The sequence below is a fragment of the Trueperaceae bacterium genome (assembly GCA_002707365.1).
In the GTDB taxonomy this organism is placed as follows: Bacteria; Deinococcota; Deinococci; order Deinococcales; family Trueperaceae; genus UBA6957.
In genome coordinates this window covers 151472-176082 of the sequence record PAMQ01000015.1, presented here as the reverse complement: position 1 = coordinate 176082, position 24611 = coordinate 151472, and the positions used below count along the sequence as shown (strand labels likewise).

23 protein-coding genes and 1 tRNA gene are annotated in these 24611 nt (G+C 47.0%); 16 read left to right on the top strand and 8 right to left on the bottom strand.

What is annotated here, in order from left to right; translation table 11 throughout:
• Positions 1 to 44: 44 nt before the first annotated feature.
• The 4 genes from polA to CMO31_07740 form a co-directional block, all read right to left on the bottom strand.
• Entirely contained in the window at positions 45 to 2594 is a 2550-nt protein-coding gene (gene polA, locus CMO31_07755; GenBank protein ID MAZ53889.1) for a DNA polymerase I, read from the bottom strand.
• A gap of 238 nt (positions 2595 to 2832) precedes the next feature.
• A complete protein-coding gene (locus tag CMO31_07750) occupies positions 2833 to 3555 on the bottom strand; it encodes a hypothetical protein (GenBank protein MAZ53888.1) in 723 nt (240 codons plus the stop codon).
• The gene (locus CMO31_07745) at positions 3536 to 4252 is read right to left on the bottom strand and encodes a bifunctional dihydropteridine reductase/dihydrofolate reductase TmpR (protein ID MAZ53887.1); all 717 of its coding nucleotides are present in this window, start codon (positions 4250 to 4252) and stop codon (positions 3536 to 3538) included. The genes CMO31_07750 and CMO31_07745 overlap by 20 nt, the downstream gene beginning before the upstream one ends.
• On the bottom strand, positions 4249 to 4671 hold the full coding sequence (locus CMO31_07740) for a hypothetical protein (GenBank protein MAZ53886.1): 423 nt from the start codon (positions 4669 to 4671) through the stop codon (positions 4249 to 4251). The genes CMO31_07745 and CMO31_07740 overlap by 4 nt, the downstream gene beginning before the upstream one ends.
• Positions 4672 to 5038: 367 nt before the next feature.
• Between CMO31_07740 and CMO31_07735 the strand changes: the two genes are divergently transcribed.
• The 9 genes from CMO31_07735 to CMO31_07695 all read left to right on the top strand — a co-directional run bounded on the left by CMO31_07735 (position 5039) and on the right by CMO31_07695 (position 14826).
• Positions 5039 to 5839: an enoyl-[acyl-carrier-protein] reductase FabI gene (locus CMO31_07735; GenBank protein ID MAZ53885.1), complete on the top strand. Its 801-nt coding sequence runs from the start codon at positions 5039 to 5041 to the stop codon at positions 5837 to 5839.
• Positions 5840 to 6100: 261 nt separating this feature from the next.
• The gene (gene trpE, locus CMO31_07730; protein ID MAZ53884.1) at positions 6101 to 7525 is read left to right on the top strand and encodes an anthranilate synthase component I; all 1425 of its coding nucleotides are present in this window, start codon (positions 6101 to 6103) and stop codon (positions 7523 to 7525) included.
• On the top strand, positions 7522 to 8097 hold the full coding sequence (locus tag CMO31_07725; protein MAZ53883.1) for an aminodeoxychorismate/anthranilate synthase component II: 576 nt from the start codon (positions 7522 to 7524) through the stop codon (positions 8095 to 8097). Before trpE ends, CMO31_07725 begins: the two co-directional genes overlap by 4 nt.
• A 3-nt stretch (positions 8098 to 8100) precedes the next feature.
• Positions 8101 to 8949 carry a hypothetical protein gene (locus CMO31_07720; GenBank protein MAZ53882.1) on the top strand — a complete coding sequence of 283 codons (849 nt, stop codon included), beginning with the start codon at positions 8101 to 8103 and terminating at the stop codon, positions 8947 to 8949.
• Between the two features lie 52 nt (positions 8950 to 9001).
• Positions 9002 to 9973, top strand: a complete 972-nt coding sequence (trpD, locus tag CMO31_07715) for an anthranilate phosphoribosyltransferase (protein ID MAZ53881.1) — start codon at positions 9002 to 9004, stop codon at positions 9971 to 9973.
• Positions 9974 to 10075: 102 nt separating this feature from the next.
• Complete coding sequence (locus CMO31_07710; GenBank protein ID MAZ53880.1) at positions 10076 to 11011, top strand: pyridoxal 5'-phosphate synthase lyase subunit PdxS; 936 nt, start codon at positions 10076 to 10078, stop codon at positions 11009 to 11011.
• Between the two features lie 81 nt (positions 11012 to 11092).
• Positions 11093 to 13306, top strand: coding sequence for a penicillin-binding protein (locus tag CMO31_07705; protein MAZ53879.1), 2214 nt, complete (start codon positions 11093 to 11095; stop codon positions 13304 to 13306).
• Complete coding sequence (locus CMO31_07700) at positions 13303 to 14196, top strand: esterase (GenBank protein ID MAZ53878.1); 894 nt, start codon at positions 13303 to 13305, stop codon at positions 14194 to 14196. Before CMO31_07705 ends, CMO31_07700 begins: the two co-directional genes overlap by 4 nt.
• A gap of 45 nt (positions 14197 to 14241) precedes the next feature.
• Positions 14242 to 14826, top strand: coding sequence for a pyridoxal 5'-phosphate synthase glutaminase subunit PdxT (locus tag CMO31_07695; GenBank protein ID MAZ53877.1), 585 nt, complete (start codon positions 14242 to 14244; stop codon positions 14824 to 14826).
• On the opposite strand, the gene crcB is transcribed toward CMO31_07695, so the two are convergent.
• The 4 genes from crcB to CMO31_07675 form a co-directional block, all read right to left on the bottom strand.
• Positions 14816 to 15193, bottom strand: coding sequence for a fluoride efflux transporter CrcB (crcB, locus tag CMO31_07690; GenBank protein MAZ53876.1), 378 nt, complete (start codon positions 15191 to 15193; stop codon positions 14816 to 14818). The genes CMO31_07695 and crcB overlap by 11 nt on opposite strands.
• Before the next feature lie 307 nt (positions 15194 to 15500).
• Positions 15501 to 16478, bottom strand: coding sequence for a lipoyl synthase (gene lipA, locus CMO31_07685; GenBank protein MAZ53875.1), 978 nt, complete (start codon positions 16476 to 16478; stop codon positions 15501 to 15503).
• Entirely contained in the window at positions 16468 to 17124 is a 657-nt protein-coding gene (locus CMO31_07680; protein ID MAZ53874.1) for a lipoyl(octanoyl) transferase, read from the bottom strand. The genes lipA and CMO31_07680 overlap by 11 nt, the downstream gene beginning before the upstream one ends.
• Before the next feature lie 232 nt (positions 17125 to 17356).
• Positions 17357 to 18001 (bottom strand): tRNA (guanosine(18)-2'-O)-methyltransferase TrmH, encoded by a 645-nt coding sequence (locus CMO31_07675; GenBank protein ID MAZ53873.1) that lies wholly within the window; start codon positions 17999 to 18001, stop codon positions 17357 to 17359.
• 102 nt (positions 18002 to 18103) lie between these two features.
• Here CMO31_07675 and CMO31_07670 point away from each other — a divergent pair.
• The 7 genes from CMO31_07670 (at position 18104) to CMO31_07640 (ending at position 24592) form a co-directional block, all read left to right on the top strand.
• Positions 18104 to 18191 (top strand) — tRNA-Leu (locus CMO31_07670).
• Positions 18192 to 18258: 67 nt separating this feature from the next.
• Positions 18259 to 19824, top strand: coding sequence for a hypothetical protein (locus CMO31_07665; protein MAZ53872.1), 1566 nt, complete (start codon positions 18259 to 18261; stop codon positions 19822 to 19824).
• Between the two features lie 83 nt (positions 19825 to 19907).
• Entirely contained in the window at positions 19908 to 20270 is a 363-nt protein-coding gene (locus CMO31_07660; protein MAZ53871.1) for an arsenate reductase, read from the top strand.
• Positions 20271 to 20353: 83 nt separating this feature from the next.
• Positions 20354 to 21151, top strand: coding sequence for a metallophosphoesterase (locus tag CMO31_07655; GenBank protein MAZ53870.1), 798 nt, complete (start codon positions 20354 to 20356; stop codon positions 21149 to 21151).
• A 233-nt stretch (positions 21152 to 21384) separates the two neighbouring features.
• Positions 21385 to 22059 carry a flagellar motor protein MotA gene (locus CMO31_07650; GenBank protein ID MAZ53869.1) on the top strand — a complete coding sequence of 225 codons (675 nt, stop codon included), beginning with the start codon at positions 21385 to 21387 and terminating at the stop codon, positions 22057 to 22059.
• Entirely contained in the window at positions 22056 to 22463 is a 408-nt protein-coding gene (locus CMO31_07645; GenBank protein ID MAZ53868.1) for a biopolymer transporter ExbD, read from the top strand. The genes CMO31_07650 and CMO31_07645 overlap by 4 nt, the downstream gene beginning before the upstream one ends.
• Positions 22464 to 22471: 8 nt before the next feature.
• Positions 22472 to 24592 carry a hypothetical protein gene (locus CMO31_07640; GenBank protein ID MAZ53867.1) on the top strand — a complete coding sequence of 707 codons (2121 nt, stop codon included), beginning with the start codon at positions 22472 to 22474 and terminating at the stop codon, positions 24590 to 24592.
• The last annotated feature ends 19 nt before the right edge of the window (positions 24593 to 24611 follow it).

Below are 24611 nucleotides of genomic sequence, written 5' to 3'. Positions count from 1 at the left end.
TTTCATTAAGGTTGGAGGTTCAGGTATGAAACAACACGGATTTCTCATTTTGCATCCAACCAATTATCCGAAACCCCGACATCTACCACCAGAGGCACCTTAAGTTGAAAAGCATGCTCCATTGTGGCTTTAACCTGTTTAGAGACTTCATTGATGTTAGTTTCCGGCGCTTCAATGATCAATTCGTCATGAACTTGCAAAAGCAGGTGGGCATTTAGAGGGATAAGAGCGGGGGCAAGTTCGATCATGGCTGTTTTTATGATGTCAGCAGCAGTACCTTGGATTGGCATGTTGTAAGCAGTTCGTTCAGCGTATTCGCGAGTGTTTCGATTTGTGCTTTTGATATCTGGAATATGCCTTCTCCGACCAAGTAGGGTTTCGACGTATCCTTTGTCGCGGCAGAACGAAAGTGTTGATTCAATATATTTTTGGACACCTGGATAGCCAGTAAAATAGGTATCTATAAAGCTTTGAGCTCTATCGTAATTGATGCCTAGTTCTCTACTTAGGCGGTGGGCAGACATCCCGTAAAGAATCCCAAAGTTGATTATCTTAGCAACTCGGCGCATGGAGGGACTAACCTCGCTACTTTCAACGTTATAGATTTGAGCTGCAGTTCTGCGGTGAATATCTTCGCCATTTTGGAAAGAATTAATTAGAGCAGGATCATCAGCTATATGTGCCAAAATTCGCAGTTCAATCTGAGAGTAATCGGCTACGAGCAGTTTCCATCCAGATGCTGCTACGAACGACTTTCGTATCTTGCGTCCCACTTCAGTGCGGACAGGGATATTCTGGAGATTGGGGTTGGCACTAGAAAGTCTGCCCGTTGCTACTAAGGCTTGGTTAAAGGTTGTATGGATTCTCCCGGTTTCAGGGTGAATTAGTTTAGGCAGTCGGTCAAGGTACGTGTTCTTGAGCTTAGACAGTTCTCTGTAGGTGAGGATTTTGGGTACAACTTCGTGAGATGATATTAGTGGTTCTAAGGCACTAACGGCGGTACTGCGTTTTCCAGTAGAAGTCCGACGACCAGCTTTTAGGCCAAGCTTGTCGAATAATAGGTCAGCTAGTTGATCCCGAGAATTCAAATTGAGATCAGGATTTTCTGCAAGGTCACGCACGTACGATTCGATCTCTTTTAGCGTTATTGATATGGATGCTGAGAGGTCGTTAAGTATGGATTCGTTAACTTCGATTCCACGATATTCCATAGCAGCTAGGATCCCTTGAAGAGGCCGTTCTATAGTTTCATAAAGCTCGAGTTGTTTGCCATCGAGTTGTTGCCTAAGGATTCGGAGGAGATCCGCCGTGATTTCTGCACGTGACTTTGCGTCGTTTTTCCACTCACCTGCCCCATATCGGAGGGCTACTTTCTCAACTTGAACAGTATTGACGTCACACAGGTATGCCATTAGGAGGGGATCGTCGCCTGGCTGTGTTGGTGTCCCCACTATCCGACGCGTAAGCACCGATAGAGCTTTTGCGTCGCAAGCATCGAGTTGCTCGGCAGCCTCAAGATACTCTGTTGCAGCTGTCGGGTTAGGAGCTATCGAGACCTTCCGCTCACGAGCTAGTGCCATCTCGTCGAGGTTTGCCCACATTGGACTGGCTTCCGAGAGGACGAACCCGACTGCGCCATCGGTAAGAGGCCAAGTAATCTCTTCATAGGAGACGGTATTCAATTCTGCTAACCCAAGCTCCCGAATAATGCTGCCAAATTCGAGACGTTTTAGAATCTTCAGTAAAGGTTCGCGATTAATCTTTCGCTCTGCCCATCCATGTGGATCTATCTCGATGGGAGCATTAGTTACAATTTTCGATAGGACACGGGATTGGAGTACGTCATCGATTGAATCTCTAATCTTTGCCGCTTGGGATTGTGGTTCTACCGAGTCTAGGTTATTTAGGATAAAGTCGAGATTTTGGTATCGCTCGAGAAGCTTTTGAGCGCTCTTAGGGCCGATACCTCTCGCTCCTGGTATGTTATCGCTCGAATCTCCAGTGAGGGCTCGATAATCAGTCCACTGGTTAACAGTGACCCCATACTTCTCAAACACTTCGGTTGGTCCAAAGCGTTCAGTCTTGTCGAGTCCGCGTACACAAACTCTATCGCTGATGAGTTGATAGGCATCTCGGTCACTTGTCACGATTTCGATTAAGAATCCTAATTGTTCACAAGTCTTAGCGATTGTGCCAATTAGGTCGTCAGCTTCAAGCCCGGGCATTTCAACCTGATGAAGTCCTAGGTGACCTACGATTTCCTTGATCATTTCGATCTGTCCAGGTAGGTCGTCTGGGGTGGGTGCCCGACCTGCTTTGTAGTCCTTGTATGCTTCATGGCGGAAGGTTTTGGCTGGTGCGTCGAACGTTACTACTGTTGTAGTTTCATCTCCTCCTTCGGTAAGTATCCGCAGAAGAGATCGGACAAAACCGAATACCGCGTTGGTTGCCTGGCCCTTACTGTTAGTCAATTCTCGGATGGCGTAGTAACTCCGGAATGCAAGAGCGTGGCCGTCTATAACGATCAACGTGTTGCCGTTTGTAGAGCTTCTCTCTGCCGGGCTAGGGAATAGAGAAGTCTGAGGGTTAGTCATGGACTAAGCATACCGATACTGGGGCAGGGATTATAAGTCACCATTGTAATGGGGGCGATAATAAGGTGATAGCTAAGGCCATTAAGCCAGCACAAAAAAAGATTTGGTTTTTCGTCAACACACCTAAATCGTTAGATGCAATCATTTCCTCGGTCCTATATTATTCGGTAACTCCGGATCTTCATTTGAATCGAAGAGTGGAGGAAGTGGTTTATAAATTGCGGAATCGACATCTCTTTCAGCCAATACGAAACAGGGTCATGGTAACCACCCCGTATTGGTTTGTGGCTACAGGCTTAAGGTTGAATTCTTTTGCGATTTTGTTTAACTCATTGTGATCAAAGAATCGGATTCCTGCTGTAGAGATTAAGCTTTGAAGTAACTTACCAATGGCAGAGGTTGCTTTAGATAGATACATCACCCAAAGACACCCATCAGTCTTTAGGATACGAGAAAATTCCTGTAAGACGATTCTGGGGTTTCTCCACTCGTTTGGTGTTCCCCCACAGGCTACTATGTTGAACGTATTGTCACGGTAAGGGAGATTCTGTAGGTCAGCGCGAGTGAAGGATATTGGAATCCCATCATGCGGGCTAGTTCTTTTTGCCTCTTTTAAAAAGGGGAGGCTAAAGTCGACTGCATGGACCTCCACGTCTGCCTTAGCACTTAGGATGCGGCGGCTGTAGAGTCCTGCAGAGCATCCGGCGTCCAATATTCTTTGGCCAGACTGTAATTGTAGGAGCTGGATCATTAGGTCGAGCTCCTGTTTAGTTGAGTATCTACCGAAACTGAGGATGCTTATAGAATGCCAGCGCCACAGCTTTTCATAAAATAGTGCTACTGGTGTCCACAGGTTGATTTTAAGGGCCAAAGGTAAGTCCCCTATCTGGGGCTCAGCATCAAAAATGCCATCCTGTTCAGATAGGGGTTTTTGAAAGATGTTACAGATTCCAACCACCAGCTACCTCTAGGGTAACGCCCGTGATGTAAGAAGCTTCTTCTGAGAGTAAGAAACGGGTTGCAGACACCAGCTCCCCAAGTTTGCCAGTTCTCCCGCCAGGGATTTCCGTTACCGGCTTAGATGTACTATTTTCCATCACTCCAGGACTAATTACGTTCACAGTGATACCAGAAGCTGCCTCGGTATGCGCAAGGGCTTTGCTATATAGGATTACTCCAGTTTTAGCGATTTGATAGCCTACAATTCCGGGTCGGGCTTTTAGGTATTCAGCTCCGGCATAACCGATGTTTATTATTCGCCCGAAACCTGTTTCTCGCATCAAAGACACTGCTTGTTGACATGTATAAAACGTGGCATGCAGATTACTATTGAACATGTCATGCCAAGAATCATCATCGATTCTAGAAAGTGGTCCTCGAAAATAATTTCCAACGTTGTTGATTAGTACGTCGAGACTACCTAGCTCTTCGTGAGCTTCGTCAACTAGTTTGCGAGCCTCAGATGCCACCGTCACATCAGCTTGAAGGCTAACTACTTTTCCCCCATAAGTTTTAGCCTTCTTGGCGGTACTTTCAGCTTCCGCAGAACTATTCTGGTAATGCAACGCAACATCAAGTCCGTCTTTAGCTAGAGCAAGGAGCAGAGATTTGCCAATGCCTTTTGCCGAACCTGTGATCAGCGCTGATCTTAATTTCATGGGTCTAATCTATTTCCTGTGTGACCGTGTTCAATGAAGTAATTAATTAGGCACCGGGTTGGTTCATTAAGCTTGTACGCAAGTGCGTCGTTTGGAAAAACCCAAACATAGTCCTGAGCCTCCTCATTTAGCGTTACTTTCTCTGAGTTTGAGCAGGCAATGAAATTAAGCAAAATAAAATGGGCAGGACGATAAAAGAGCTCGCTCAAAACCATTTCCTGCGTAGGAGCCCAGCGTATGTTATTAATTTCAAGGCTAGTCTCCTCGCGTATTTCTCGCACTAGTGCCGCCCGTAGGTTCTCTCCATAATTAATTTTTCCTCCAGGCACACCCCAAGTATTCTTCCATTTATGGGTCAGGACCAGCAGCACTTTATCAGAGGGATTGACAACTAGAGCCCCGACAGTTGACAGGGGCATTTTGGCCACATTCACAGTAATACAACACTCCTGGTTTTTTGAAACCTTGTTACCAATTCTGAATGAATTGTTGTTTGAAACAAAATGTTCCCCATGAGGCATTGATCCTACCACCAGTACCATGCATTTTTACTATCACAGGGATCGTCTTTATCAATCAGTTGCTACCACCATTGCCTAACGGTACAGGTGGCCCAAAGAACAACTACAAGAGGGGTCAGAGCTATGCTTTTGGAAAAATACCAATGTTGTCTTGCTAGGAGTGTGGTTACCAGCATCTTTCAGCCCGGGATAGGGTGTTTACTCTCACACTGGTACAATAGCGGTGGATGGAAACTTGTAACAATTGTAGTACGTGAGGAGTGGCATGGTAGCGATCGACCTTAATGGGAAAAACGGACTTGTTCTCGGGGTAACTAATCAGCGTTCAATAGCTTGGGCTATTGCGAGTCCTCTTGCTGAGGCGGGAGCCCGCCTTGCTTTTAGTTACCAGTCGGAGCGCCTGCGACCGGGATTAGAAAAGCTTACGGGTGAGCTTAGAGACCCTGTCTTAGTGGAGTGTGATGTTCAGCAAGATGAACAGCTAGACACCCTCTTCACAGTTATTGAGGAGGAATTCGGTCACCTTGATTTTGTAGTACATTCATTAGCTTACTCTCCTCAAGAGACTTTTTCAGATCCGTTCTCAAAGACCAGCCGTGAAAACTGGCGTACTGCCATGGACGTCAGTGCCTACTCTCTGGTGGCAGTAGCTAATAGGGCTGCACCCCTGATGCTAAACGGGGGAAGCATCGTAACCATGACTTACCTAGCTGCAGAACGGGTAGTGCCTCACTACAACATGATGGGCGTTGCTAAGGCGGCCCTTGAGGCAAGTATGCGGTTTTTAGCTTATGACCTCGGTAGTCACGGAATTCGCGTCAATGCCATCAGTGCTGGCCCTGTGCGCACTGTAGCGGCGAGGTCAATAGCTGGTTTTGGAGATATGTATTCCGAAGCAGGTAAGATGTCAATGCTACGCAGGAATATTACCCACGAAGAAGTCGGTGGCCTAGCATTGTCTTTGATCAGCGATCGGTTAGGTAGTGGCATTACGGGTGAAACGGTTTATGTAGATGCCGGATACCATGCAATGGGTATGTTCTTGCCAGAAGGCCTAGAAGAGTAAAGCTAGTTATCAGAGTACTGTCTTGTCTACGGGAGAGAAGGCAGCGGGTTTCCTTGATTATGATCCGGCCTTTAATACGAATTGCGGGTATACTTGACACTATGTGTTCGAGGTCCTTCTGTACAGGTTTTCTACATAGTTAGGGCTTGAACTCATCGGTTTCTGGATGTAGGCTTCCAGCAATGAACCGGTAATTGGATTTTCGGGAGCAATGCTCGCGGATTCCGGATGAAACGAGGGCGGAAATCGTGACTAGTTCCGATGAATAAGGCAGCGAAAATTAAGCCAGTATACAGGTCAATGTTAGCCGACCTAGAAACTCCCCTCAGTGCTTATTTAAAGGTTGGGGGTCACCCGAGCTTTCTGCTCGAAAGTGTAGAGCAGGGTGAGCGAATTGCACGGTATTCATTTATTGGCACGGGTGCGCGACGAAGAATTGAGGCCCGGGGTGAAAAGGTAACGGTGACAACGCCAGATGGTATTGAAACCTTTGAATCCAAAGATCCACTTCGGATCCTGTGGGATATGACGGTTGCAGAGACTGATACACCCGAAGAGTTGCCCGATTTCTGGTCTGGGGCTGTAGGTTTCGCTTCTTACGACCTAATTAGGCTTTACGAAGACCTCCCAAATAACAATCCTGACGAGTTAAATACCCCAGATCTTTTGTTTATTGAGCCAGAGGTTCTTGTAATTTTTGATCACTTGGCAAGACGAGTCTACATTGTTGCTCCCGCTATTGAGGGGGACTCTTCTGACGAGTCCAGGGCAGCCTCAATCGTCAACGAGACTCATGACCGCCTTAGGGGCCCCTTACCTGGCGTACCGGGTGATCGTGCTGGAGAAATGACAGAGTTTAAATCCAATTTCAGTAGGGACAGCTATATGGAAGCTGTGCGTCGTTCAGTAGAATATATCCAAGCTGGCGATGTGTTTCAGGTAGTTCCTAGCCAACGCCTCTCTGCAGACCTTGGCGTACATCCCTTCGCTGTTTACCGAGCGTTAAGGGCGATAAATCCTAGTCCTTATCTCGGCTACCTTGATTTAGGTCCAGTGACCTTAGTAGCTTCGAGTCCAGAGAGTTTAGTCCGTACCCGAGGAAACAGAGTTGAAACGCTACCTATTGCTGGAACCCGGCCACGTGGTAGTACCGCTGTTGAGGACGATGCGTTAGCTCAAGAGCTTTTAGGGGATGAAAAAGAGAGGGCTGAACACATTATGCTCGTTGATTTGGGACGTAACGACTTAGGCAGGGTTTGCCGTTACGGATCCGTACAAGTCGATGACCTTATGAGGATAGAGCGATATAGCCATGTTATGCATATTGTATCAACTGTTTCGGGGGAGTTAGCACACGATAAGACACCGTTGGATGCTTTATCTAGTACGCTTCCTATGGGGACGGCTAGTGGAGCTCCAAAGATAAGAGCTATGGAAATCATTGACGAACTTGAGCCTGTAAAACGTGGCCCCTATGCAGGATCCTTTGGTTATGTCTCAGTGACCGGGGCAATGGACATGGCTCTAACCCTTAGAACTGTGGTGGTAACAGGTGGGAGATTGCACCTCCAAGCTGGTGGCGGTGTTGTTGCTGATAGTGATCCAGGATTCGAATACCAGGAAAGCCTCAATAAGCTTGCTGCACTAAGAAAAGCCGTAGAAATGGCTACAAAGGGCCTCCGGTGAAAAGGATACTTGTAGTTGATAACTACGATTCGTTTACGTATAACCTGGTCCAATATATTGGTGAGCTTGGAGCTGAAGTTGTGGTGTGGCGGAATGATGAGTTTGCTCCAAGCGAGGTTGAACAGCTTAAGCCAGATGGGATCGTGATATCTCCGGGGCCGTGTACCCCTAACGAAGCTGGCGTTGCAGTGGAATTAACCCGTACAGTAGCAAGCCGGTATCCCATATACGGCGTTTGCTTGGGTCATCAAGTCATTGCAGCAGCATTCGGAGCTCAGATTGATAAGGCCGAGACTATAATGCATGGGAAAACAAGTATGATTCGGCACGATGGTACAGGTACCTTTCGAGGTCTCAAGGATAAAATTCAAGCGACTCGTTACCATTCACTCATAGTCAATAACCTACCGCCCGAGCTTCCAGCCAATGCTTGGGCTGATGACGCGGGAGAGTCGATAGTAATGGGGTTTCGTCATGTAGAGTGGCCAATATGGGGAGTCCAGTTCCACCCAGAAAGCATTTTGACCGAGGAGGGCCACGCTATGCTCCAGAACTTCCTTGATATTTGTTAACTTATGAAGTCCCCAACCATTTCGGTGATAACTGTTACGCGGAATCGCCGTGATTTACTACTGAGAAAGTTGAAATCCCTTTCAGAACAAACAATGTTTCCTGAACAATTTGAACTGGTGTTGTGTATCAATGGTGATGAGGAAGGCACTCTTGAGGCGATTAAACAGGTCAGCACCCCATTCGCAATTAAGCTCATAACCTTTCCAGAAAACCGTGGTGTTTCGGCTGGCCGTAATGCCTGCGCTCGTCTGGCTAAAGGCCAGTTACTATACTTTTCAGATGACGACTGTTTACTTCGTCAAGAAAACCTGCAAACTCACGTCCATGCTCACGCTGGAAAGGCGGGTGTCTATCAGGGCGGAATTCGTTGGCACCATCGGGACGGGCGCTACCGAGATTTACGACCCCAAAGATTTCAATATTGGAACTTACATACTGATTTTAGCATTTCGGCAACACAATTCTGGGAAGTTGGCGGTTTCCCAGAGTGGTTGGGCGGATACGGTCACGAGGACGTCTTGCTAGGATTCAAATTGAGAGAGGCAGGGTACCCTCTTGTGGCATTGACTAGTGTAGTAACGGATCATATCGGGCCAGATCCTACGATGACTGCCCAAGTCGATAAAGCCAGCAGTGCTGGATCAAATGCAGTCGAGATTGCTAAGCGTTATCCAAAGACGGCTTTTCGCCTCGGTGTTAAGCCCTGGATGCTGACAATAAAATGGTTTCTATTGAGCCCACCGATTAGCCCCCTGGTGTTTCTTCTAGGTACAGATAAGGTGGCATACGAAAAAGCCTATTGTGAGGGAGCAATAGCAAAATGGAAGGAGATTCACGGTGACCGAAGCTGACACAAGAGAAGACCTTTCACCTCTATTGAACCGACTCTTTGATGGGATCTTAATGAGTGAGTCGGAGGCGAAAGATGTCATGGGATTGATTATGGACGACAGAGTTTCTAAGGTCCAGGTAGCAGCCCTACTAGCCGCCCTTCGGACCCGTGGTGAAACGGTTCAAGAAATTACCGGTTTCGCTGAAGCCATGCGAGAGCGGTCAGTAAAACTCTCCGTCCCAATGGACACTCCATTGTTGGATACTTGTGGAACCGGAGGTACAGGGAAATCCACGTTGAACATTAGTACCACTGTAGCGTTCGTTGTCGCTGCTGGTGGGGTACGAGTGGCAAAGCACGGAAACCGGGGGGTTACAAAACGGTCTGGGTCAGCAGATCTCTTAGAAGCGCTTGGGGTCAATATCGACCAAAATCCAGAGGTTCTTGCGGAAAGCCTAGAAGCTACTGGTGTCGCTTTCCTCTTTGCTCGGAGTCATCATCCTGCAATGCGCTTTGTCGCACCTGTTCGGGCTGAATTAAGGGCTCGAACTGTTTTTAATGTTCTCGGCCCCCTTACGAACCCTGCTGGCGCTAATCGTCAGTTGATGGGGGTGTTTGATCCAAGCATGACTGAACTACTGGCTCATGTTCTGGGAAAACTGGGCGTTGAAAGGGCACTAGTGGTACACGGCGATGGCTTAGATGATTTTTCGGTTACAGGAGAGAACTTTGTTAGTGAATTAGGTTCAGATGGTCAAGTATCCTCTTACTCCATTTTCTCTGAGGACGTCGGTCTCTCAAAGTATTCTTTAAATGACCTCGCTGGCGGTGATCCTCAAGATAATGCAGTAATTACTCGTGCTGTTCTATCAGGTGAAGAGGTAGGAGCGAAACGAGATGTTGTGCTATTTAATGCAGGTTCTGGACTCTACCTGGGCGGTTGTGCATCAAGCCTGCAGGCTGGGGTCGAGTTGGCGGCAAATCTTATTGATTCTGGGGCTGCCCAAGAACGATTGGAAGCGTATGTGGCTTTCAATCAATAATTCACGGTGTAAACTCCTTCTCAAGCCTTCGGATTCTTGGGGTAACGTAAAGAAGAGAAGCTGCTTTTCAAGGAAAGATTGATTGCTAAGAGGTGAAACAGAATGGATGACAAGGGACTTTCAACTAAATTGGTTGGTAGCACAGCCGTAAAGACCGGTTTTGCCGAAATGTTTAAAGGCGGCGTCATTATGGATGTGGTTAATTCTGATCAAGCGCAAATAGCAGAGGATGCGGGAGCTGTCGCTGTCATGGCTTTGGAACGGGTACCTGCTGATATCCGGGCCCAAGGTGGCGTTGCTAGAATGAGCAATCCAGATATGATTGTCGAGATCATAGAGGCTGTCTCAATACCAGTTATGGCTAAGGCGCGTATCGGGCACTTCGTTGAGGCTCAGATTTTGCAATCTCTGGGGGTCGATTTTGTTGACGAATCAGAGGTATTGACTCCAGCTGACGAAAGCCATCACATTAATAAGCACGGGTTCAAGGTCCCATTCGTATGCGGGGCAACCAATATAGGAGAAGCTCTCCGGCGCATTGGAGAGGGTGCAAGTATGATTCGCACTAAAGGAGAGGCTGGAACTGGAAATGTGGTAGAAGCTGTCCGCCATGCCCGAAGCGTGTTAGGAGACGTGAAAATGGTTAGCGCAAAGCCTGAAGAGGAACTGATGGCGTACGCTAAGAATATCGGAGCTCCTTTCGATTTAGTTCGTGACGTTCATCAGAGCGGTACATTGCCAGTGGTAAACTTTGCTGCCGGTGGAATAGCCACCCCAGCTGACGCAGCTCTCATGATGCAACTTGGAGTTGATGGAGTATTCGTGGGTTCGGGAATATTTAAGTCAGCTTCTGACCTTTCTCAAGAGGATCAACAAAAGGCCTGGTTCGAGAGGGCACAGGCTATTGTCCGATCTGTTAGTCACTTTGAGGACCCTGACATTCTCGCTGAAGTATCCCGGGGATTGGGTGAGGCTATGGTTGGAATTAATAGCGATCTACTTGAAGAGGAACAACTTCTTGCTACTCGCGGATGGTGATTTCTGGGGGGCTCAGGGTGACGCGCGGAAAGATCTTTGTTAGCAAAGAATATTTGAAGTTGAACTGGTAGAATTGTCGACGTGAGGATTGTCCGCGGTGCCTTCCTCGTACTACTGACAGTGATTTTGTCAGTATCGGCTCTTCTTGGTGCCTCGGCCTTGCAGTGGGCTCAGGAATTACCCAGCCTTGAAGGTATAGATGCTCTAGATTTCACGGCTACCTCTAAGATCTTTGCTAGCGATGGAACTGAGATCGGTTCGATTGTTCCTGTGTTTGGGGAAGATCGTGCAGGTATAAACAGGATTCCCGTTCGGTTAGACGAAGTTTCTCCCGCTGTTTTGCAAGCCATTATCGCTTACGAGGATGATCAATTTTTTGACCACTATGGATTTGATCTGCCAGGTATAGCTCGGGCATTCTACGAAGAATTCTTTGGTCAGGCCGATCGCGGTGGTTCTACTATTACCACCCAGGTTGTAAAGAACACGATTCTTGCAGAGCTTAGTGCGAATCGTTCGTTAGAACGCAAAGCAAAAGAAGTGATGCTCGCGATTGAACTCGAACGCCGTCTCACTAAGGCTGAAGTACTTCAACGTTATGTAAACGTGATTTATTGGGGAGGAAACGTTTACGGTATTCGAGCAGCAGCGCAAGCATATTTTGGTAAGGATCCTATAGAGTTAAATCTTGCAGAGGGACTTTACCTAGCTCGTCTGATCCCTCTCCCTAACTCCTATCATGAAGAATTTCATGACTCCCGAGAAAGCATGGCAAGGGTTTTGAATCGGATGGTTATCAGAGGAATGATAAGTTCTGCTGAGGCAGATAGAGCCTGGCGATATCGATTAGAACCAAAAGGTTGGAAGGTAACCTACGATAGAACGGGCAATGTTGTTTCCCTTGAGCGTACTGGTGATGAGGTAATTGTTCAGGAGAGTGTAAGTTCAGAGCTTTCTAGTCATGTGGTTTTTGCAGTTCGTAATTGGCTGACAGACCGTTTTGGTGAAAGCGTGGTGTTTGGGGCAGGAGGCCTAAATGTCTATACAACTATTGACATGCAGGCACAAAGAGCAGCTAACTCAGCTTCTGAGAGAGCTGAGGTACCTCAAAATGCTCAGTTAGCTATTGTTGGAATCGACCCCGGTACCGGAGAGGTGCTAGCAATGGTTGGGGAGAAACTTGATCCGGGAATTGAAGCCCTTGAATTCAACCGTGTGACACAGGCTCGTAGACAGCCTGGTAGCTCATTTAAGCCAATTGTGTATGCCACGGCTATAGAACAAGGAGGGCTTCATCAGGCGACTATACTGGTAGATGAAGAGACAATCTTCGACCAGCAGGGTCAAGAGGTTTACTCACCAACAAACCATGACGATGAGTTTATAGGTGTAGCAACAGTTAGAGAGCATCTTAATTTGTCAAGAAATATACCAGCGGTAAAAGCACTGGAGGCTGCTACGCCACAGGCGGTAGCCCAGCGAGCCTCAGAACTGGGGTATTCCGATGTCCAGCCCTTTTTCTCTCTCTCACTAGGCTCTTTTGAAGTGACTCCATTACAACATGCTGCGGCATTTTCCGCGTTTGCAAACGGAGGTACTCAGGTTGAACCCCACTTTATTAGGAGTGTAATTGACGCAGAGGGCAACATCCTATACCAGGCTAACCCTAGATTGACGCGTGTTTGGAGCGAACAGACTGCATATGTTGTCCTTGACCTTCTTCATGGCAATGTGACAGATGTTAACCCTACTGCTTTTAGTTGGCGAGCGGCAGTTGAGGGGCGTTGGGTGGCTGGTAAAACAGGGACAACTAACGACGAGAAAGATATTTGGTTCGTAGGGATTACGCCCGGCATGGTAGCGGCCGTTTGGATAGGTTATGACGAACCCCAGCCCATTCCAAAGACTATGGTGCGTAGTGACGGTACGCAAAATACCGTTAATAGTTCAAGGCAACCTATTTATGCATGGACCGATTTTGTAGAAAACGCTCTATTGGGAAGACCAAGTGATCCGAGAGGATTTCCAGTACCAGACGGTATTGTCTTTAGGAGTTTTGATCGAATTTCTGGCGAAGCAAGTTCCGAAGGGACCATTGGCGCTTTTTTAGAAGGAAGAGAACCATCTACTACTTCCCCTCTAAATCCGATCAAGTTAGAGGTCGCCATAGATTCCCGAACGGGTTATCAAGCAACTTTAGAGACCTCATCTGAGTTTATTGAGGTTATCGAGATTAAGCCTAAAGATCTTCAACGCTATCTCTCGCCACGCCCGGAAAATCCTATAGAGCCATGAATGACACTCTGACTGCTGTGGAAGGAATTGAGGTAGGCCACTGGACTGATTCAGAGCAATCCACTGGATGTACAGTGATTTTGTGTCCTCCTGAGGGATGTGTAGCGTCAGTTGTTATCTCCGGCGGAGGACCCAGTGTTCGCGAGACGGCTCTTCTTGAACCTGAGAAAAGTGTGCAGCGGATTAACGCGGTTGCACTCTGTGGAGGAAGTGCCTTCGGACTGGAAGCAGCAGGAGGTGTTATGAGGTGGCTCGAGGAGCGCGCGATTGGCTTTGAGACTAATTACGGTCCAATTCCCATTGTTCCAGCAGCAGCAATTTTCGACAGATGGACAGGTAATTCGTGTGCGCGACCTGGTGTCGAGGAAGGTTATATTGCTGCTAGCAAGGCGACTGGTTCGCCAGTCTTAATGGGTCGAATCGGTGCTGGTACAGGAGCTCGAGTTGGGACATCTAAGGGAGTCGATAAAAGCTCTTACGGTGGATTGGGATCGGCCTGTACTCATGTCCATGGTGCGGTAGTATCTGCTCTTGCCGTGGTAAATCCGGGAGGAAATATCGTTGATCCCGAGACCGGTCATTTCGTAGCTGGCGTTCCCGGAGAAACCGGAGAATTATCAGCAGGATTGCAGGGATCTCCTGTGACGAACACAACCCTCGTGGTGGTCGCAACAGATGTACCAATATCTAAAGCCGAGGCAAGGCTTCTGGCTGGAAGTGCTCAGTCTGGACTGGCTAGGACTATTACGCCAGTCACTTTGTTTGATGGTGACACATGTTTTGCTTTAAGCACAGGCAGTGGTCCGCATGTACCACTGATAGAGCTCTCGGTAGCAATTCAAACTGTTGTCGGAGCTGCTATATTGGCGTCCGTAAGGCTCCCAGAGTAGCGCCCGCTACTGCTCCCTGTAATCTTCGTGGCAACATAACTGATAATGACCGTTGGCATCCTAGCTCTTCAGGGAGCATTCCGTGAGCATAGAAGAGCTTTTCAGCGTCTTGGAGTTGACAGTGTCGAAGTCCGTCTTCCGAAGCATCTTAAGGGCTTGACGGGCCTTATTATTCCCGGAGGAGAATCGAGCGCAATAACTAAATTAATGACAACCTATGGTTTAGATAAAGCTATTAAGGATTTTCACCGGGCAGGTGGTGGAATTTGGGGTACGTGCGCAGGCGCGATCACAGTTGCTAACCAACTTCCTGGTCATATAACCCAGGCCCGACTTGGACTTCTTGCTGTTTCGTTGGAACGAAACGCTTATGGTCGTCAGGTAAATTCTTTTGAAGTAGCTCTGAAAATCTCAGGCTTTGAAAGCTTGTTCCCTGGAGTTTTCATCCGGGCGCCAAAGATTGTTTCAATCGGCAAGCAGGTAGAAGTATTGAGCTGTTTTGAGGAATGCCCTGTACTAGTGAAGTCTGATCGAGTGCTCGTGTCGGTTTTTCACCCAGAGCTCACTGGAGACGACCGTATCCATGCACTTTTTGCCAACCATATATGTGGAGAGCCAATTATAACTTGATCGCCAATACTCTTCCTATAAGGATAGCAGCATAACTAAATAATAAGTTGCCCAATAGATAGAATATGCCTAGAAAAACTTTCGAGCTTCTTAATAATTGGTCAGTTTCAAATTCAAAGGTAGAAAAGGTTGTAAGGGCTCCCAAGAATCCTGCAGCGATCGCAATACGGAGTGGTCCGGGTAGCTCAATTTTTGATTGAAAAAGAAGAAGAGCAAGCAGAAATGATCCTGCTACGTTGACAACTAAGGTGCCTAAAGGGAATCCAGCTAAAGTAGTTGGCTTGAGAAGGCCCTGGAAAAATATGTTTATGCCATATCGACACAAAGTGCCGAGAGCTCCTCCCAACGCTAAGCCTAGGAGAGTCATTCGTGGTAAATATCCGAATTACAGGAGATTACGTATATCATGGCGGAGTGTATCATCGTTGAGGCTAGTGGTAGCGGTGTTCAGAGGGTTTGAGGTTGTAGATGTCAGGAATCTCCTGAGATTCTTCTCTGTCGAGAGTTAAGGGTGGGTACGGTGCATTCAGGGTCTTATCTCACTGTAATAGTGGTGAATTGAAATTTTTTGGTTACATTGCTTTCCCGTAAAGCCCCAAACATAATACCATTCGAGATTTATAGTCGTGATTCTAATGCTATGAGTAGAACTATACTGGATAAGATGCGGATAATTAGGTTCTATTGGTTTTGATGGGCTGGTAATTGCCAAGACCCACGTTGTTCTTTTCCAGAGCACGTTCAGCTCTATAACTCGACCTTACTAGCGGTCCCGAAACCACCTCGTGAAACCCCCGTTTAAGCCCCTCTGAGCGTAAACGATTGAAGGTATCCGGATGTACGTAACGACTTACGGGAAGGTGGCTAGCAGAGGGCCTCAGGTATTGACCTAGCGTAAGAATGTCGACGTCAGCTAGACGCAGGTCATCCATGGTTTCCAATACCTCTTGATCTGTTTCTCCTAATCCAAGCATGAGACTTGTTTTGGTAAGAACATCCGGGCGACATGTCTTAGCTACCTTCAATACCTCTATAGTCTGCTCGTAACTGGCACGGGGATCACGTACTGGATGTGTGAGTCGTCGGACAGTTTCAATATTTTGCGCGAAGACTTCTATCCCTGACTTAACAACCGTTCGGACAGCCTGAACATCACCGCTAAAGTCTGGTGTGAGTGCTTCCACGGCAGTGGCGGGGTTTAGGGTTTTAATGCTTTTGACGCAACTAGCGTAGTGATTAGCTCCGCCGTCAGGGAGATCATCACGGTCTACTGAGGTAAGAACCACGTAGTTCAGGCCCATGGATCTCACTGATTCCGCAGCTAATCTAGGTTCGTCCGGATCAAGAAAGCGCTGAGGATTTCCTGTAGCTACAGCACAGAAACGGCAAGCCCGAGTGCAGACGGATCCCATCAGCATGATCGTTGCTGTACCAGCATCCCAACACTCAGCTAAATTGGGGCAGCGCGCTTCTTCGCAGACAGTAGCAAGGCGCTTCTCGGTTACCGTTTTGCGGATTTCTTGATACCGATTACCAGTCGGTAGCGGCACCTTCAACCAGCTAGGCTTCTTGTCATTTAATGTTGTCGGGTTGGATTTAGCGATGCCGCCGTGAACGGACCGTATGAGATGTTTTAAGTCTCTAGAGTTCATGAGATCTCCTTTTTAGGTCTGTCGAAGGCTTTTTGAACGCAGCGTGCATCGCCTCGATTACCAGAGGACAGATTTCCTCGATTGTAACGGAGCGCCTTAATAGTTTCGTTAGGCTAGTTACACCCCTATCAGGAATTCCACAAGGAACGATTGTTTCGAAGTGTTGTAAATTTGTTGCAACATTAAGAGCAAATCCATGCAAAGAAACGTCCCTACGCACTGCAACGCCTATGGCAACTACTTTTTCGGTGCCCACCCATACACCTGCATAGCCTGGGCTACCAGTGGCGTTTATCCCAAGTTTGCAAAGAACACTTATCATGGCCCCTTCGAGCGTTCGGAGGAAGCGTAGAACCCGTCTGCCAACAGGAAATAAGGGATAACCGACTAATTGGCCTGGACCATGATAAGTTACGTTACCTCCACGCTCAACATCGTAAAGCTCGAATCCCCGGGCAGCCAACGTGGATTCACTATATAAGAGGTTTTGACGACCACCTCCCTTTCCGAAAGTTATCACTGGCGGGTGTTCAACTAGTAGTAGCGTAGGAGCAGATTCCCCGGCGACAATCGCAGAATGTATTTCTTTTTGTATGTCCCAGGCTTCCTGGTAAGGGAGCAGTCCTAATTCACGTACCTCGAACATCTCGTCCATAAAAGGAATAATACCAGCGGTTGTTGCAATAGATAGTGAGTGGTGCATTGGTTGGGACTCAGGCAACCGTAAACCGAAATTCTTAAGTTGTGACATATAATGACCGTTGATCAATGTACTTCTAGAATTTAGTGAGATTATTGAGTATAAACAAGTATTTAACAGGCATACATTGAACTCTCTGTCGAAAAAGACCTCAATAAGTTAGAGAAACTGAGTTGGTTTAGTAGAATTCGCCGGCTTCATCAAGTTCTGGATATGGTTCATCAATTTCGTCAAGACGGCGAGCTTCTTTTGGATATAGCCAAGAAAACGCTTTACGAGCAATAGAGTCAGGATGCAAACGGGGTATTTTGTAAAATCCGATCTCACGACGTTGGCGCTGAGCTTCGAAAAGAACTACAGCAGCGGCTACTGAAACGTTGAGCGAGCGAACCATTCCAAGCATGGGTATAACAATGTGATGGTCAGCGTGTTGGGCTGCTGCTACACTCACCCCAGCTTTTTCATTTCCTAATAAGATGCAAGTTGGTATTGTGTAGTCTACGTCCCGGTAATCTAGGGCTTCATCTGAGAGGTGAGCCGCTAATATCTGTTTTGCCGAACCTCTAACACCCTTAATTGCTTCCTCAATATTGTTGTGTACTTTGACCTCAACCCATTTATCGGCACTTGCACTAGTGGCGCTAAATGTTGGGATACCTCCGGTAGGGTTTACTGCGTGGACAGTGCCAACTCCCACCGCATCGCAACTGCGCATAATAGCTGAGAAGTTGTGGGGTTTATATACGTCTTCAGCAAGGACAGTCAGGTCAGGTTGTCGCCGCTGTAGTACTGCCAGGATTCTTTGGTACCGAGACTTTGTCACTTACTCTAGGATAAACCGTGAGATAGATAGCTCTCTAGTATTCGGCCTACACACACCTTGACACCTCCTCAAAGGGACAGTATCATCCTCCATGCCTTACTTGCCGAGGTGGCGGAATTGGTAGACGCGCTAGCTTGAGGGGCTAGTGACCGCTTAGGTCGTGTGGGTTCAAGTCCCATCCTCGGCACCAGAATATTGATATGGCTCTTTAATAATTCTAATTCTGCGTTTTGTGTTCTTAATTCGGGGTAAATGGCATGGTAGCGTTGACCGTGGTGGACTCCAAATTTCCCTTCCGCAATTACCGGACTGGTCAGCAGGAAGCAATTGAAAAAGCACGGGATGCCTTCGAGGATGGGAAGCGATTTGTCGTAATCGAGGCGCCCACGGGATCTGGAAAAACTGCAATCGCCGTAACTTTAGCGCGTGAGGCTAGAAGTGCTTATGTGCTAACCGCTCAGAAGATACTCCAAGATCAATATTTCCGGGATTTCCCTGATCTGGCGACTATGAAAGGTCGAGCTAATTATTCGTGTGAGGTTGCCCCGACTAATGCGGCGGCAGCTCCTTGCATTGCGGGTCATCGATTTGCAGAATGCGAATCATGCGGTTACTTCTCTGCCAAAGGTACCGCTATTGCTGCACAAAGTGCTGTTTTAAATTACGCGTACTTTTTAGCAGAGTTAAACAATGAGGGTGGGTTTTCGGAACGCGAGCTTCTTGTACTTGATGAGGCACATAATGCTGAGGCAGCTTTGATGAATTATGTTGAAATTACGCTTTCAGACCAAAGCCTTGCTAAAGCAGGGATTCTTGAACGCATCCCTAATGGATTCGATGATGAGAGCTATTATGATTTCGCAGCTAACGTTACCCCTTATCTCAAGGAACGAAGCGATATCATTCAAGACCAATTACGTAAGGTTCCCTTGGCATCTAGATTAGCGTTGACGCTGATGCAGACCAAACAATGGCTCGATCAACAGGTCAGACGGTTAGATCTTCTTGAAAAGAGCCGTGAGGAAATGAACGATGAATGGGTGATTGAGCGTTGGCGGAACACCGAAGGCCTTGGAATAAACTTCAAGCCGGTTGGGGTCTCAGGTTTGGCGAAGGACCTGCTTTTCGGATTTAGCCAAAGGATACTCATGCTTTCGGCAACCATTTTGGATCTTGAAACCTTCCTCTCTTCCTTAGGTATTACGCGAGATCAAGCCGAATTCATTCGGATAGAGTCGGATTTTCCCCCTAAGAATCGACCACTTTTACAACGACCAGTAGGAAAACTTACCAGAATGCATCTCAATAGAACACTTCCGTATCTCGTGAATGAGATTGAAAATCTTTGCGACTCTCATCCTAACGACAAGGGCGTGATCCATGCACACAGCTACAGGATTGCCCAGCACATAGCTGATAATCTTCCCAGGTCTTTGAATTGGCGGTTACTTACCCACTCTGGTCCTGAAGGTAGGGAGGCTACTCTAGACAAACATTTGAACAGTAGTGAACCAACTGTTCTTCTTACTCCTAGTATGACCGAGGGGATAGATCTATTTGATCATTTGGCACGGTGGCAGGTAATTTGCAAGATACCTTACCCGTATTTAGGTGATCCACAAGTAGCCCGAAGAAAAGAGTTGGACCCCGACTGGTACCAATGGCGGACCTGCCTAACAATGGTCCAAGCCTATGGTCGTTCTATCCGGAGTTCAAATGATTTTGCGGTGACGTATATACTCGATGCTGACTTTTCTGCTTTTGCTGCAAAGCAAGCTGATCGTTTGCCGGGATGGTTTCTTGACGCTATACAGGTGGAATAAATAGTGCTAAATAGACCTAATTGCTTTAGGCGAAAAATGTCTTCTCCTTGGTTTGGGTCATTGAGTAATGATACCCTCGTCCTGTGCAGATACGCATCATCGGTAGTGCTAAATCTAAGGATACTCGGAAGGCCGAGAGATTTTTTCGAGAGCGAGGTATCCGGCCACATCTTCTTGATGTACATAAAGCCAAAGTTGCTCCTGGTGAGCTAAGGCGATTCGGAAGTAAGTTCGGTCAAGCAAGGCTGATCAATACTGAGAGTCCTCAATATAAGAGTAAAGGATTACCTTACTTAAAGCTTACTGAGAAAGAGCTTCTCGAATTACTTATAGAAGAGCCTAGTTTACTTGTGCAACCCCTGTTGGCCGCAAACGGGACATTAGGCCTAGGTTGGGATGAGTCCTTTTGGCGCACCTGGTACCAAGACAAGGCAAGTCGTCACTAACTAGCATAATTTGTTCTAATTCAAAGCCTACGACCTATCGTGGACCTACAAAGTTCTGGTCAACTTTGCTTTAAACTGTCTACGTGAACGTCTTATTCGTGGGAGACGTGTTTGGTCAGTCGGGGATGACGGTAGTTCGTCGTTATTTGCGCCAAGTACGAGATGACTATGATTTTGTTGTAGTGAACGGTGAGAACGCTGCTGCCGGTCGTGGAATAACCCGTAAGCTGTTTGGCCAACTTCGTGAAGCTGGTGCGGATGTAGTTACTTTGGGAAATCATAGTTGGGACCAAGCAGAAGCTCTCAAGTTAGTAGAAGAGACTCCACATCTAATTAGGCCTCTAAACTATCCGCCAGGTACGCCTGGTCTTGGTTCAGGTACTTTCTCTGTGAGAAATGGAGAGAGGGTGACTGTAGCTCAGGTTATGGGTCGTGTTCTTATGCAGCCACTTGACGACCCATTTAGAGCTATCGATAGGGTCCTTACTGAACAGCCGATAGGAGCTAACGTTCTAGTGGATTTTCATGCTGAAGCGACGAGCGAAAAAAAGGTCATGGGTTACCACCTAGCTGGTCGATGCAGTGCGTTAATTGGTACTCATACTCACGTCCAGACCGCTGATGAAACTATTCTATCTGGGACAGGTTACATTACCGATGTTGGGATGACTGGTCCTCAAAACTCTTCATTAGGAATGAATTTTGACGAGGTACACTATCGGTTAACTTCCGGACTACCAAAACGATTCCGACCGTCTTCCACCCCTGGAGAGATACGGGCGGTAGCGATTGTTCTTCAAGAGGGTAAAACTCGGGCAATCCGGAGGATCCAAGCTGGGCACAAAAATAACGATATTGGTCAGGAAGTAATTGAATATTAAGCCGATGACCAACTTATTACAATTCGCTGGTCATCGGCTCGTTAAGCTTAGAAGTGCTTCAGGGAGGCCTATAGTGGATTTGACATTGAGGTTAAGTACCGATAAGTGGATGTAAATCTGAAACTAAATTTATGTGTCGTGTAATGCTTTTAGCACGTGGATTAATTCATCAGGTTTTAACCCATGCCCAATAGGATGGCCTGAATGGATACAGATAAAGGAGGAGGCTCGGCATGAAACTTTTGCTCAGTGGAGGCCCTGTCTTAGTTGCTATTCTTCTTATATCGCTATATGGGACATATTTGTTTTTCGCTAGATTTCTTAAATTATCTAAGGAGAGACTTGCGGCTGACGTCCTGATGGCCAAAGTTAATCGGGCAGTGCAAGAAAGAGATCTTGAAAAGGCTCTTTCGGTTTGTGATGCGCATGGAGGTCCGGTTGCTCGAGTTTTAAAGGCGGCCCTTAACAGGCTCCCTTATGGAAGATCAGCAGTGGAGGCAGCCTTCCAAGAAGCATCACTAGAGGAAGAGCAAAGCCTAACCCGTGGACTTAGACCGCTAGCAACTATTGCACAGGTTGCTCCACTTCTAGGATTGCTAGGTACGGTGACTGGGATGATTATTGCTTTTGCCGAGATATCCAACCAAGGTACTGGCAACCCTATGGTCCTAGCTGATGGAATCGGCCAGGCTTTGGTTACAACAGCTGCGGGTCTAATTGTTGCGATTCCTGCCGTCATCGGACAAAATTATCTAGCTAACAAGGTCGATCGTATTCTTCTCGAGATTGACCGGCGGCGTGAGGAGCTTATGGGGAATGTTGTGCAGGTAGCAGCGATTAAACGGGCAGAACACAAAGATGCTGATACCAATGAAAACGAGTCTTCAGCATTAACGAATCCCCTATGAGGACTCGGAGTGGGCGACAATTGTCGCGAGTTAGCGCTGGACTCGACCTTACTCCAATGATTGACGTGGTTTTTTTATTAGTTATCTTCTTTATGGTTTCTACTACCTTCATAACTTTTGAGGCTGGATTGCCCGTAGATCTTCCTCAATCTCAGAATTCCTTGTCTCAGACAGCGGAGTTACCGACAGTAACTATCAACAAAATGCAGCAGGTTTTTTTAGGAGATTCTTCCATCGAGGAAGAGGATCTTGTCAAAGCCCTTAAATCCCAGATGGCAATTCTTGAAGCGTCAGTCGTAATTCTTCGAGCTGATCGCGAAGTTCCGCACGGGTTTGTTGTTCGTGTGATGGATCTAATTAAGCGCTCTGGTGCAGAGCGAATCGCAATTGCCACCGGTGGTTGAGCAGCTTTATGGGAACCCAATCATTATGGTCGGATCCTGATCGCCGCAGAGCCATACTCCTATCGATAACACTACATTTATTGTTGGTGTTGGGTCTAGGAATATGGATAACAATTCCTAAAGAGACACCGGTTGAGAGGTTGATTGTTGTTGAGGTAGGAGTGCCTGATCAAGCAGCGTCTCAGGTAGATGTCCCCCAGGCAGATTCTTTGCCTGAGAAGCCTAGCTCGCCCCAGGTAGTTGTTTCCGAAGTGCCTATACTTGAAACTAGGATAATTTCAGAGCTCGAACCTACAACCGCTAATTCAGAATCGGCATTCAACCCTAGTGTTAGAGGAGTGCCAGTTGGGGGCGGAAGAGAAACGACTGACAGTCTCATTGAAGAGGAAGTCGTGACCAGTACTAGAGGAGATACTTCGGATTCACTAACTTTCATGGACGGATCACGTCAATTGGAGCCATTACCTTTCGATCTTCCCAGAGATAGTATTTCCACAACTACACTTCCAGAAATCGAATCTGAAGAACTGGCTGAGATGGTTTCTAAAGAACTTATCAATATTCCAATACCAGTCTTGATGGAACAGGTACCTAAATCACAAGTGATTGCTATATCGCCGACTCTTGTCTTACTAAATGAAAAGGTGCTAACTGATCAGGAAATCCTAACCCCTGAATTAAAAGTCGTTACTTCTAATCCTATCGAGGTGCCGATCCCACAGGTTGGAACTCTTGTTACCCCTGAAGAGATCATTGCATCGTCTAGTCCCACCGTTGAATTACCTGGTGTACGCAATGTACCTCTACCTGAATTGACTAGTATCATTTTGGATCAACTTTCTATTCCGCAGCCTGAAGTTAACACTGGCACTTTTTCAAAAATCGTCGTGCCAAATCCAGAAGTTACTCCTGTTATTACTGAAACTATAGCTGTTGGTAACCCAAATATTCAGTTAGATGTGTCAATCAAAAAAAATATTCCGGAGCCTTATTTTAATGTTTCTGTGCAAAGTAATCGAGACGTAAATATTGTCCCACACGTTGACGGGTCCCCGCAGCTTACCGAGATTAGTGGGATTGAGGTTAACGATAAACCTCCTGAAACAAAAATGCCTCTAGGGGAAAAACAAATTGATCACCAGGTGGGGGAGACCGATTCCTCGCAATCTGTGCAGGTAACTTTAGGCCCAGATGCAGCACCAGATGACCCAGGCGCGGTTGCTAGTTCCGACTTTATGGATGCGGCGGACAGATCTTCTAAGATGCTTTCCGGAAATAATTCCGCGGAGGTTCATAAACGTCCCCTGATTGCATTGCTTGACAATGTGGGCGGCTATCCCCAATCTGGGCTAGTTGAGGCTGGTCAAGTAGTAGAGATACCAGTTGAGGGTGGTTTGACAAGGCTAATGACTATATATGAAAAAGTGGAGCCCTATAAAGTTGGGCCAATTCGCAGTGCACGCGATTATTTTCTGAATCTAGCTACTTCGATGCGCGGAATTCTGATTCATGCCGGTGGGTCTCCTGATGTATTAATGGCAATAGCTAAAGGTGATAGTGGTATTCGGACGATTAATGCACAAGACCGGGGTGATCTGTTTGTCCGAGAGAGGGGGCGTGAGGCTCCTTATAATCTATATTCTTTTGGCGGAGAACTAAGGACAGCTATCAAGGAGTTAGGGCTCGAGCGCTTTCAAGTGATTAACGTTTCTAAATATTTGCCGAGCGACGATACGCCGATAGCTAATGGGATAGAGATACTATTCAGCAGCGATTACACAAGTGCTTTTGATTATCTAAAAAGCGAGAACCAGTATCGTTTGTTGCGCAATGGCCAGAAGGCAGTGGACTCAACTGGTGAACCAGTATTGGTGGAGGCTGTTCTAGTAGGAGAAATTACGGCTACCAGAAGATCGGGCGATCTTGAGGGTAGATTAGATATACCGCTTAATAATACTCGCTACCGAGCATCTCTTTTTTTACGTGGAGTGAAGATATTAGGCTACTGGTATAAACAGGACGGCATAGGCATCCAATTTGTGGCTGCTAATGGAGAGCTTATTGATCTTAGGTCGTTGAAGACCTGGGTAGTTTTAACGCCAACTTACAGTGAATTGATAGTGCGCTAGGCGAATTTTAAGTTTTTGC